The 11,031-nt window shown below is 53.9% G+C and carries 9 protein-coding genes; 5 read left to right on the top strand and 4 right to left on the bottom strand.

What is annotated here, in order from left to right; translation table 11 throughout:
* The first annotated feature begins 48 nt into the window (after positions 1-48).
* Both norV and norW read left to right on the top strand, forming a co-directional pair.
* On the top strand, positions 49-1,497 hold the full coding sequence (gene norV, locus HV302_RS05670) for an anaerobic nitric oxide reductase flavorubredoxin (RefSeq protein WP_016154175.1): 1,449 nt from the start codon (positions 49-51) through the stop codon (positions 1,495-1,497).
* Entirely contained in the window at positions 1,494-2,627 is a 1,134-nt protein-coding gene (norW, locus tag HV302_RS05665; protein WP_016157314.1) for an NADH:flavorubredoxin reductase NorW, read from the top strand. The genes norV and norW overlap by 4 nt, the downstream gene beginning before the upstream one ends.
* A 109-nt stretch (positions 2,628-2,736) precedes the next feature.
* Here norW and hypF read toward each other — a convergent pair whose 3' ends face one another.
* The 3 genes from hypF to HV302_RS05650 form a co-directional block, all read right to left on the bottom strand.
* A complete protein-coding gene (hypF, locus tag HV302_RS05660; RefSeq protein WP_181627021.1) occupies positions 2,737-4,977 on the bottom strand; it encodes a carbamoyltransferase HypF in 2,241 nt (746 codons plus the stop codon).
* A gap of 94 nt (positions 4,978-5,071) precedes the next feature.
* A complete protein-coding gene (gene hydN, locus HV302_RS05655) occupies positions 5,072-5,617 on the bottom strand; it encodes an electron transport protein HydN (protein WP_003037366.1) in 546 nt (181 codons plus the stop codon).
* Positions 5,618-5,762: 145 nt separating this feature from the next.
* Positions 5,763-6,776: a LacI family DNA-binding transcriptional regulator gene (locus HV302_RS05650; protein ID WP_181627442.1), complete on the bottom strand. Its 1,014-nt coding sequence runs from the start codon at positions 6,774-6,776 to the stop codon at positions 5,763-5,765.
* 264 nt (positions 6,777-7,040) lie between these two features.
* Here HV302_RS05650 and ascF point away from each other — a divergent pair, with 264 nt between their 5' ends.
* Together ascF and HV302_RS05640 are read left to right on the top strand one after the other, a co-directional pair.
* Entirely contained in the window at positions 7,041-8,495 is a 1,455-nt protein-coding gene (ascF, locus tag HV302_RS05645) for a PTS cellobiose/arbutin/salicin transporter subunit IIBC (protein ID WP_046274835.1), read from the top strand.
* A 22-nt stretch (positions 8,496-8,517) separates the two neighbouring features.
* Positions 8,518-9,942 (top strand): 6-phospho-beta-glucosidase, encoded by a 1,425-nt coding sequence (locus tag HV302_RS05640; protein ID WP_181627020.1) that lies wholly within the window; start codon positions 8,518-8,520, stop codon positions 9,940-9,942.
* Positions 9,943-10,018: 76 nt separating this feature from the next.
* Here HV302_RS05640 and HV302_RS05635 read toward each other — a convergent pair whose 3' ends face one another.
* A complete protein-coding gene (locus HV302_RS05635; RefSeq protein ID WP_049282636.1) occupies positions 10,019-10,483 on the bottom strand; it encodes an OB-fold putative lipoprotein in 465 nt (154 codons plus the stop codon).
* Between the two features lie 270 nt (positions 10,484-10,753).
* Between HV302_RS05635 and HV302_RS05630 the strand changes: the two genes are divergently transcribed.
* A complete protein-coding gene (locus HV302_RS05630; RefSeq protein WP_016154182.1) occupies positions 10,754-10,993 on the top strand; it encodes a SymE family type I addiction module toxin in 240 nt (79 codons plus the stop codon).
* Positions 10,994-11,031: the final 38 nt, after the last annotated feature.

Here is an 11,031-nt window from a genome sequence, read left to right as displayed (position 1 = left end):
GCAAAACATCTTTTTTAGAAAAACGCTGAATTAATTACTGAGGTTGCTATGTCTATTCTGGTTAAAAATAACATTCATTGGGTTGGCCAACGTGACTGGGAAGTTCGTGATTTCCACGGGACTGAATATAAAACGCTGCGCGGTAGCAGCTACAACAGCTATCTCATCCGTGAAGAAAAAAATGTCCTGATCGATACAGTAGACCACAAGTTTAGCCGTGAATTCGTGCAGAACCTGCGCAGTGAAATTGACCTAGCAGATATCGACTACATCATCATTAACCACGCGGAAGAGGACCATGCCGGTGCGCTGACTGAGCTGATGTCCTGCATCCCTGACACGCCAATTTACTGCACAGCCAACGCTATTGACTCTATCAACGGGCACCACCACCACCCGGAGTGGAACTTCAACGTGGTGAAAACCGGCGACTCGCTGGACATTGGCAACGGTAAGCAGCTGATCTTCGTTGAAACACCGATGCTGCACTGGCCTGACAGCATGATGACCTACATGACCGGCGATGCGGTGCTGTTCAGTAACGACGCCTTCGGCCAGCACTACTGTGATGAACGTCTGTTTAACGACGAAGTTGACCAGACCGAACTGTTCGAACAGTGCCAGCGTTACTACGCCAACATCCTGACGCCGTTCAGCCGTCTGGTTACACCGAAAATCACTGAGATTCTCGGCTTCAACCTGCCGGTGGATATGATTGCCACTTCCCACGGCGTGGTATGGCGCGACAACCCGACACAAATCGTTGAAATGTATCTGAAATGGGCGGCTGACTATCAGGAAGACCGTATCACCATTTTCTACGACACCATGTCCAACAACACCCGCATGATGGCGGACGCCATTGCCCAGGGCATCAACGAAGTTGACCCGAACGTGGCGGTGAAAATCTTTAACGTCGCCCGTAGCGACAAAAACGAAGTCCTGACTAACGTCTTCCGCTCTAAAGGCGTGCTGGTTGGTACTTCAACGATGAATAACGTAATGATGCCAAAAATCGCCGGTCTGGTAGAAGAGATGACCGGCCTGCGTTTTCGTAACAAACGCGCCAGCGCCTTTGGTTCACACGGCTGGAGCGGCGGTGCGGTAGACCGTTTGTCCACACGCTTGCAGGATGCCGGTTTCGAGATGTCGCTGAGTCTGAAAGCGAAATGGCGTCCGGATCTGGACGCGCTGGAACTGTGTCGCCAGCATGGCCGTGAAATCGCACGTCAGTGGGCGCTTGCTCCGCTGCCGGAAACAATCGTCAAAACGGCAACCAAAGAGGAAGAGTGCGCCTGTGCCGCTGCGGCTGCCGCTGATCTTGGTCCAAGCATGCAGTGCAGCGTATGCCAGTGGATTTACGACCCGGCAAAAGGTGAACCGCTGCAGGATGTCGCGCCGGGAACACCGTGGAGCGACGTGCCGGATAACTTCCTGTGCCCGGAATGTTCATTAGGTAAAGACGTCTTCGACGTACTGGCAACGGAGGCAAAATGAGCCGCGGAATTGTCATTATTGGTTCGGGCTTCGCCGCCCGCCAGTTAGTCAAAAATATCCGTAAGCAGGATGCAAATGTCCCGCTGACCCTGATTGCTGCAGACAGTATGGATGAGTACAACAAGCCCGATCTCAGCCATGTTATCAGTCAGTCGCAACGTGCAGACGACCTCACCCGCCAGTCGGCGGGGGAGTTTGCCGAACAGTTTAATTTGCGCCTCTTTCCGCACACCTGGGTAACCGACATCGATGCCGATGCTCACGTAGTGAAAAGCCAGGAGCAACAGTGGCCATACGACAAACTGGTGCTGGCGACGGGAGCGTCGGCCTTCGTACCGCCGATTACCGGACGTGAGTTAATGCTCACATTGAACAGCCAACAAGAGTATCGCGCCTGTGAAACACAACTGCGTGACGCCCAACGGGTGCTGATTGTCGGCGGCGGCTTGATTGGCAGCGAACTGGCGATGGATTTTTGTCGTGCTGGTAAAGCGGTGACGCTTATCGACAACGCCGCCAGCATTCTGGCTTCGCTGATGCCGCCAGAAGTAAGCAGTCGCTTACAGCATCGTCTGACCGATATGGGCGTACACCTGCTGCTGAAATCGCAGCTTCAAGGGCTGGAGAAAACGGAGTCGGGGATTCGCGCCACGCTCGATCGTAGCCGCAGCGTAGAAGTCGATGCGGTGATCGCCGCTACGGGTCTGCGCCCTGAAACCGCGCTGGCGCGTCGCGCCGGATTGAACATCAATCGTGGCGTCTGCGTCGACAGCTACCTGCAAACCAGCCACCCGGACATTTATGCTCTCGGCGACTGTGCGGAAATTAACGGTCAGGTACTTCCGTTCCTGCAACCGATTCAGCTGAGCGCCATGTATCTGGCGAAAAACCTGCTCGGCGGCAATGCGCCATTGAAGTTGCCTGCCATGCTGGTAAAAGTCAAAACGCCGGAATTACCCTTGCATCTGGCTGGGGAAACCCAGCGCCGCGATCTGAACTGGCATATTGCCGCCGAAGCGCAAGGGATGGTGGCCAGAGGGATGAACGACGCAGGCCAGCTATGTGCCTTTGTCGTCAGCGAAGACCGCATGAAAGAGGCCTTTGCGCTGCTGAAAACGCTGCCCGTGTAAGTACAGGATACCGTTGCTTGATTTATTAACCTCACGCACATGGATGTGCGTTGCCACTTGTCGGTATGCCCCGACCTGTAGTTCTTGCCCCGCCAGTCCCGGGGCTTTTTTATTTTTGCGCCAACGCCCACGCCGCCGCAATCACGCCCTGCCCCAACGACAACCCGCCGTCGCCCGCCGGTAAACGCTGCGGGAACAGTAAGGTAAAATCATGCAGATAAAACGCCAGCCGGGCTGACAATAAGCGGTTATGCATCACACCTCCGCTGAATACCAGCGTCTTAATCCCCCGCTCTTCAGCCTGCAAACGCATCAGGGTAGCAAACCCACGCGCCAGCGCGTCGTGAAACGCCCACGCTCTTTCGGCAGGTTTGGCCTGCCAGGTCAGCCATTGTTGCCAAAAAACCGCTAAGTTCAGCTGATTGCCATCAAGCGGCACCGTGACAGGGTGCTCAACGCCAGCACATTGCGATGCCATCGCCTCCAGCGCGCAGGCCGCCTCACCTTCATAACTCAGCGATTCCGGCGCACATTGAAGCGCGGCGGCAACGGCATCAAACAGCCGTCCGCACGATGACGCCAGCGGCGCGTTAATCCCCCGCTCAATGGCGCGCGCCAGCACGTTCCAGTTTTGATGTTGCAGCACCGATGTTTCCGGGTAGCGCTGCCAGTCAGGAACAAAATGCAGGCACTGCGCGAGCAAATTGCGCCACGGCTGTTTTGCCGCCAGATCGCCCCCCGCCAGCGCTACCGCCGGTAAGCCGCCAAGGTGTTCGCATTCACGATAGTTGACCCGCAAACACTCTCCCCCCCACAGCGCGCCGTTTTCCCCCATGCCGATACCGTCTAACGTCAGGGCAATCACGTCGCCACCGTCGAGCGACCAGCCGTGCTCGGCCAGACACGCAGCGGCATGCGCATGGTGATGCAGCACCGTTTCGGTTGGCAGATTCATTTCGCTGGCCCACTGGCTGGAAACATAACCAGGGTGTGCATCATGCACGATACGCTGCGGCGTAAAGTCATAAATGTTCTGGATAAGGCGCAGCGCATCACGCCACTGCTGCTGAATGCCGTCATCGCTGAGATCGCCCAAATGCTGGCTGATAACCGCCTGTTCACCACGCACCAGGCAGAAGGTATTTTTCAGATCTGCGCCCAGGCAAAGCATCGGTGGCACGTCGTGAAATCCTGGCGGCAGCGCTACCGCATCCGGCACGTAACCCCGTGAACGACGCAGCATCTCGCCACTGTCGCGTACCACAGAGTCATCCATCCGCTGCACAATTTCGCGGTTATGCAGCAGGAAACCATCGGCAATTTCGTGTAAATCTTCCAGCGCCTGGGCGTTGGTAATAGCGGGCGGTCTGCCGCTGAGATTGCCGGAGGTCATTACCAACGGACACTTCATCTCTTGTAAGAGCAAATGCTGCAACGGATTCGCTGGCAGCATGACACCCACTTCCGTTAACCCTGGCGCAATGCCCTCGCTCAATGCTGCGACATAGCGTTTCTGCACCAACACGATCGGCGCGGCTGGGGTTGTCAGCAAACGACGAGCGGGTTCAGGCAGTCCGTCATCACCGGGCAGCATCACTGCCAGAGGTTTTGCCGGACGGTGTTTGCGCAGCCTGAGCAGCGCTACGGCGTCATCATTTCGTGCATCGCACACCAGATGAAACCCACCAATCCCTTTAACAGCCACAATACCGCCCGCTTTCAGACGCGATACTGCCGCCTGCAACGCCTCTTCTTTCTCCGCCCGCTCACCCGCGCTAAACCATTCGAGGTGGGGACCGCATGCCGGACAGGCAACGGGCTGGGCATGGAAGCGACGGTCGTACGGATCACGATACTCTTTATCGCATTGCGCACAGAGTGGGAATGACGCCATCACGGTAAACGGGCGATCGTAGGGCATGGCGCGGATAATCGTAAAGCGCGGGCCACAGTGGGTACAGTTGATAAAGGGATAACGATAGCGGCGTTCGCCGGGGGTGTTCATTTCAACCAGACATTCTGGACAGGTCGCGGCATCCGGAACGATTTGCGTATTCATCGTGCCGCCAGCACTTTGCCGAATCGAGAAATCGGCAGGCGGCTGCGTCCAGGCGAACGGTTCGCTCTCAACGCTGTCAATGCGCGCCAGCGGCGGGCAGTGTTGATGCAACTGCGCAATAAACTCTGCCGGATCTTCCTGTATACGCACAACCACACCGTCACCGTCGTTACACACATCGCCATGTAGCTGTAACCGCTGCGCCAGTTGCCAGACGTAGGGGCGAAATCCGACGCCCTGTACCTTACCGCGAATACGCAGCTGTACGCCGGAGTGGTTGTTTATTGTCATGATGAATTCCCGCGGTATTGTATCCCTGAAATGTCCGTTTGCCGGATGGCGGCTTCGCCTTATCCGGCACGTATTTTACGCGGATTTTCAGATATCAGAACAGCAAAGATGCCGTGGAATCCAGCGCCGCGCGACGGCGTTTTTCAGCGCTCAGTTGCTCAAGCTTATTGCGATCCACATAAATCAGCGCGTGAGTCGGGCAGACTTCCATACAGGCAGGGCCGGCCTCACGATGGTGGCACAGGTCGCACTTATTGGCTTCGGCTTTTTCTGCCCGGACGTTCAGACCTGCCCCGCTGTTACGAACAACCGGACGCACGACCACTTCCATTGCGCCATAAGGGCAAGCCACAACGCAGGTTTTACACCCAATGCAGCGCTCCTGCATCACGTGGACAAAGCCTTTATCACGGCTGATTGCACCGTTCGGACAGACGTTAGCGCACGGTGCGTCTTCACACTGGCGGCACAGCGTCGCCGTGGAGACATTAACGCCTTTGATGACATGAATGCGGGGTAAAAAGGTTTCAGGGGTCAGCGATGCGCAGTCCTGGTTATCCTGATGGGATACCACGCAGGCCACTTCACAGGTACGGCAACCAATGCATTTATTGGCGTCTGCAATGATGAAACGGTTCATCAATTTCTCCAGCAATGACAGATTATCTGCCGAAGCATTCATAAATCGTGCCAGAATTTAATTAACTGTTATTAAAGGTTTTTTATTTTGATGAATGCAGAGAAGCCGTGTCATCGTCACTAGTGACGATGACAAATGACAGCCGTCAGCGCAAAACGAGCGGCGCAACAGAGTCGCGTTGAATGAGTTCACCGGTGAAGGTTTTTGGCGGCGTAAACGCCCCGTCATCCAGCATAAAGATCAGGCGGCCTATCGTTTCCTGGATCATTTCCGTTACCGGGATTTTGACGCTGGAAAGCGCCGGAATAGTGTATGGCGCGATGGCGATATCATCGAAGCCAATCACCGACACCTGAGCAGGGACGCTCACGCCATGCGCGTGCAACTGCTTCATCGCACCGATCGCCATATCATCATTGCTGGCCACCAGCGCGGTAAAATTGACCTGACGCGAAAGCAAAGTATCGACTCCCGCCGCGCCGCAGGCTGGCGTCCATTTCCCTTTAACAATCAAATAATTATTAAGCGGAATGCCATGATGTGCCAGCGCGTCTTTATAGCCTGAAAGTCGCTCCACGCCGGTAGGCGAATCCATTGAGCCGGTAATAAAACCAATCTCTTTGTGGCCGCTGGCAATGAGTTGAGTAACGGCGTTAAAACTGGTTTGCTTTTGATCGCACCACACGCAGTGGCTGGTATTTTTCCGCAGCCGCCGATTAAGCACCATAATCGGCTGGGCGTGGGCGTCGATGATATCGTCTATCTCATCCACGCTAAGAAAACGCGGATAGATCATAATCGCGTCACAGCGCAGGTCGAGCAGGTACTGGATCGCCTGACGCTCTTCCTCTGCGCTGTGCTTACCGTCAGCCAGCAACAACTGGCGTCCCTTATCTTCCGCCATCCGCGCGGTATGAAACAGCAGTTCGCTGAAATAGACGCCGTGATAAAGGGTGTTAGTTACCACCAAACCCAGCGTCTGCGTGGTTTTCGCTGCCAGACTGCGTGCCAGCAAGTTAGGGCGGTAACCACTCTCTTCAATGGCCTGAAACACGCGATCTTTGGTTTCCTGGCTGACATAGCCATTCCCGGAAAGCACCCGGGAAACCGTCGCTTTTGACACCCCGGCACGCTTCGCCACCTCCAGCATCGTGGTCATATTACTCATCCCTTTTCTCTCAATGTGACGCAGTGTACTGCACCGTTTCGCCGCTGTCCTTGCTGCTAAATTGCAAACGCTGACATCTGGTGATCGGAGTCACAATTATAAAAAATGATCAAAATTAAAACTTGCCCATTACGTGTAATTTAAACATGATTTTGTGGAACCGGTTTCCTATCTGCGTTTCATCAACCCAGAAAAGCGACCAACGTAAACGGATAAAACATAACGTACTCTACTGATAAAACAGGATTAAATCCGATGTCCAAAAATTATGCAGCGCTGGCGCGCTCGGTTGTGACGGCTCTGGGAGGCGTGGACAACATCACAGCAGTGACCCACTGTATGACCCGTTTGCGTTTCGTTATCAAAGATGACTCGCAGGTCGACAGCACGACGCTGAAGACGCTCCCTGGCGTGCTCGGCGTGGTGCGCAGCGATAACCAGTGCCAGGTGATCATCGGCAACACCGTTTCGCAGGCGTATCGCGAGGTAGTCAGCCTGTTACCTGCCAATATGCAACCTGCAGAGCCGCAAACCAAACCTCGGCTGACGCTGAAGCGGATTGGCGCGGGGATCCTCGACGCGCTGATCGGCACAATGTCCCCGTTGATCCCGGCTATTATCGGCGGATCAATGCTCAAGCTGCTGGCAATGATCCTCGAAATGACCGGCGTGCTGGTGAAAGGATCGTCCACGCTCACTATTCTGACCGTAATCGGCGACGGCGCCTTCTTCTTCCTGCCACTGATGGTCGCCGCCTCAGCAGCCATAAAATTCAAAACCAACATGTCGCTGGCAATCGCCATCGCAGGCGTACTGGTGCATCCCAGCTTCATCGAACTGATGGCGAAGGCCGCGCAGGGTGAGCACGTTGAGTTTGCCCTGATCCCGGTGACGGCGGTGAAATACACCTACACGGTGATCCCGGCGCTGGTCATGACCTGGTGTCTGTCCTACATCGAACGCTGGGTCGATCGCATCACTCCGGCGGTAACCAAAAACTTCCTTAAACCGATGCTAATCGTGCTGATCGCCGCCCCACTCGCCATCGTCATCATTGGCCCTATCGGTATCTGGATCGGTAGTGCAATTTCAGCGCTGGTTTATACCATTCACGGCTATCTCGGCTGGCTGTCGGTGGCCATTATGGGCGCATTGTGGCCGCTGCTGGTGATGACCGGTATGCACCGCGTCTTCACGCCAACCATTATTCAGACCATTGCCGAAACCGGAAAAGAAGGCATGGTGATGCCGTCGGAAATCGGCGCCAATTTGTCGCTGGGCGGTTCATCGCTGGCAGTAGCATGGAAAACCAAAAACCCGGAACTGCGTCAGACGGCGTTAGCGGCAGCCGCCTCGGCCATCATGGCAGGCATTTCCGAACCCGCGCTGTATGGCGTGGCGATCCGCCTGAAACGCCCACTGATTGCGAGTCTTATCAGCGGCTTTATCTGCGGTGCCGTTGCCGGAATGGCCGGACTGGCGAGCCACTCCATGGCGGCTCCAGGCTTGTTCACCAGCGTACAGTTTTTCGATCCAGCCAATCCGATGACCATCGTTTGGGTGTTTGGCGTGATGGCGCTGGCGGTCGTGCTTTCCTTTGTATTAACACTGCTCCTCGGCTTTGAAGATATTCCTGTCGAAGATGCAGCCGCGCAGGCCAGAAAAAACCAGGCCGCGCAACCAGGCAATATCAATAGAGCCAGCATTTGACTGGTATGAACTGAGGTTAACTATGTCTGTTTTTCCGCAAGGATTTTTATGGGGCGGCGCACTGGCCGCCAACCAGTCTGAAGGGGCATACCGGGAAGGCGGCAAAGGGCTGACCACCGTCGATATGATCCCCCACGGCGCAAACCGCATGGCCGTCAAACTGGGTCAGGAAAAACGCTTTACGCTGCGGGATGACGAATTTTATCCCAGCCATCAGGCAATCGACTTTTATCATCGCTATAAAGAAGATATCGCGCTGATGGCGGAAATGGGGTTTACGGTTTTTCGTACTTCCATTGCCTGGAGCCGTCTCTACCCCAACGGCGACGAGCTGACGCCTAATGAAGAGGGTATCGCGTTTTACCGGGCCGTGTTTGCCGAGTGTAAAAAATACGGTATTGAGCCGTTAGCTACGCTGTGTCACTTCGATGTGCCGATGCATCTGGTCAGCGAGTATGGCTCCTGGCGTAACCGCAAAATGGTGGAGTTCTTTACCCGCTACGCCCGTACCTGCTTCGAGGCCTTTGACGGTCTGGTGAAGTACTGGCTAACGTTCAACGAAATCAACATTATGCTGCACAGCCCTTTTTCTGGCGCCGGACTGGTATTTGAAGAAGGTGAGAATCAGGATCAGGTGAAATATCAGTCCGCCCACCACGAACTGATTGCCAGCGCCCTGGCAACTAAAATTGCCCATGAAATTAATCCGCAAAACCAGGTCGGCTGTATGCTGGCGGGCGGTAATTTTTATCCTTATTCCTGTAAACCGGAAGATGTGTGGACCGCGCTGGAAAAAGACCGCGAAAACCTGTTCTTTATTGATGTGCAGGCGCGCGGGGCTTACCCCGCTTACTCTGCCCGTGTGTTTCGCGCAAAAGGCGTGGTGATAGAAAAAGCGGCGGGAGATGACGATATCCTGAAAAACACCGTCGATTTCGTCTCGTTTAGCTATTACGCATCGCGCTGCGCCTCCGCTGAAATGAATACTGGCAATACCAGCGCCGCTAACGTGGTGAAGTCGCTGCGTAATCCGTACATTGCCGCCAGCGAATGGGGCTGGGGTATCGATCCGCTCGGTCTGCGCATCACCATGAATATGATGTATGACCGCTACCAGAAGCCGTTGTTTTTGGTGGAAAACGGGCTGGGGGCGAAAGATGAGATCGATGCTAACGGCGAAATCAATGACGACTATCGCATTAGCTATTTACGCGAGCACATTCGCGCCATGGCAGATGCTATTGAGGATGGCGTGCCGCTGCTGGGCTACACCACCTGGGGCTGTATCGATCTGGTTTCAGCCTCAACCGGTGAGATGAGCAAACGCTACGGTTTTGTGTATGTGGACCGCGATGACGCGGGCAACGGCACGTTAGCGCGTAAACGCAAAAAATCGTTCTGGTGGTATAAGAAAGTGATTGCGAGCAACGGGACCGATCTGGAATAACAATATTGCCGGATGACACTGCCATCCGGCAACACGTATTATTCAGAATATATATACCCGCTGTCTGTTATCATTTTTATTGCACAACTTTAGGATTTTGCAGCAGCGGCAAAGGCGCTTCGCCCAACGCGTGGACCTGACCAATAATTGTCGCGCTCCGGCCAATCTGTAATGACTCAACATTCGTACTATTATGGGAGCCAAACTGGAACTGAATCACGTTGTTCGTTTTATTATTTTCGTCTTTCAGGCTGACAAGATAAGAATAAGCATTGGAAATACCATTAATCTTACGAATATCAATGACCACGCCCCGCAGCTTCACCCACTCACCAAGATAGTCCTTATTGGCTTTAACAGGATTTAAGGTATAGGGCGCGACAAAATCAGCGACGGACAAGGTTGGCATTGACGCAGCTGATGACTCCCCCGGTTGAAATAATCGGTCTCCCGCAGAGAAGAACGCGTCAGCCGCCGTCTCGCACCCGCTAAGAAGAGAGGAAATAATAATTAAATTTACCAAACGTATACCTGAACGCATAAATAACTCCTGTATATTAATTTCCCATATATTCAAATTCTAAATAATTCGAGTATATAACCTCCCTGAACAACGCCGAAATATAATATAACTCCCGTATTAGTAAAAGAAGAGAATATTCCCCCCCAGCTATTATCAACTTCTCATCCGTTCATTATTTGCATTCTATTTTCTGGATCTGCCTTCCAGTTTCGGGTTTGCCCTCCCGCCTTTTTACTGGCATTTTATTCAGTAGTTTTCCATCTCTTTATTTGTAACAAGGGAGTGTTTATGTCTGGTAAAAATGGCAATGCAGAAGCGGTTATCAACAAGCCATTACGTCATTTTAAAGTCAGCTATGTCAGAGTTCGGCATGAAGATCGCAAGACCGGTTTTACACGACGTATAAGCCGTCATGCTTCACTCACGATGAACGGAGACTGGCTGGAACAGGCGGGGTTCCCAACGGGCACGTCAGTAAAAGTATCGGTTACGCAGGGGAAATTAATTATTGAACAAGCGGGTGAATAGTCTGTTTCGAGGGTGTCGACGTTATCCGGATGGTGGTA

It is taken from the genome of Citrobacter sp. RHBSTW-00859, from assembly GCF_013729795.1.
GTDB lineage: Bacteria > Pseudomonadota > Gammaproteobacteria > Enterobacterales > Enterobacteriaceae > Citrobacter > Citrobacter braakii.
The sequence above is the reverse complement of the archived record's forward strand: the minus strand, read 5'-3'. Positions and strand labels throughout refer to the sequence as shown.

Excerpts from the sequence above, each read along its gene's own strand:
- norV (WP_016154175.1), top strand. The coding sequence starts at position 49 with ATGTCTATTCTGGTTAAAAATAACATTCATTGGGTTGGCCAACGTGAC.
- norW (WP_016157314.1), top strand. The coding sequence starts at position 1,494 with ATGAGCCGCGGAATTGTCATTATTGGTTCGGGCTTCGCCGCCCGCCAG.
- hypF (WP_181627021.1), bottom strand. The coding sequence starts at position 4,977 with ATGACAATAAACAACCACTCCGGCGTACAGCTGCGTATTCGCGGTAAG.
- hydN (WP_003037366.1), bottom strand. The coding sequence starts at position 5,617 with ATGAACCGTTTCATCATTGCAGACGCCAATAAATGCATTGGTTGCCGT.
- HV302_RS05650 (WP_181627442.1), bottom strand. The coding sequence starts at position 6,776 with ATGACCACGATGCTGGAGGTGGCGAAGCGTGCCGGGGTGTCAAAAGCG.
- ascF (WP_046274835.1), top strand. The coding sequence starts at position 7,041 with ATGTCCAAAAATTATGCAGCGCTGGCGCGCTCGGTTGTGACGGCTCTG.
- HV302_RS05640 (WP_181627020.1), top strand. The coding sequence starts at position 8,518 with ATGTCTGTTTTTCCGCAAGGATTTTTATGGGGCGGCGCACTGGCCGCC.
- HV302_RS05635 (WP_049282636.1), bottom strand. The coding sequence starts at position 10,483 with ATGCGTTCAGGTATACGTTTGGTAAATTTAATTATTATTTCCTCTCTT.
- HV302_RS05630 (WP_016154182.1), top strand. The coding sequence starts at position 10,754 with ATGTCTGGTAAAAATGGCAATGCAGAAGCGGTTATCAACAAGCCATTA.